The 305-nt window shown below is 60.3% G+C and carries 1 protein-coding gene; it reads left to right on the plus strand.

Annotated elements, in window-relative coordinates; genetic code table 11:
- A partial coding sequence (locus M2R48_RS21260; RefSeq protein WP_262087617.1) for a helix-turn-helix domain-containing protein occupies positions 1–305 on the plus strand: 305 nt, incomplete at both ends.

Consider the following 305-nt stretch of genomic DNA (forward strand, 5'->3'; position numbering starts at 1 on the left):
GACGTCAACGACAGCACTAAATTGGGCACAGCGGTTACCGTCAAGCCGGTTTCCAATGCCATACGCATCCTGCGCTACCTCAGCCAGGTCGGCACGCCCGAACGTTCGGTGGACATCGCCCGACAATTGGCAATCAACCCCAGCACCTGCTTTAACATCCTGCGCACGCTGGTGCAGGAGGATGTGGTGGATTTCAGTGCCATGTCCAAGCGCTACTCGGTCGGCCTGGGCCTGGCGCGGTTGGTGGAACAGCAAGTGACCCAGGGCCATCGTGTGCAGATGGCCAAGCCGCTGCTGCAGAACCT

Origin of the sequence: Acinetobacter sp. I-MWF (assembly GCF_025433935.1) — a bacterium.
Taxonomy (GTDB): Bacteria; Pseudomonadota; Gammaproteobacteria; order Pseudomonadales; family Moraxellaceae; genus Acinetobacter; species Acinetobacter guillouiae.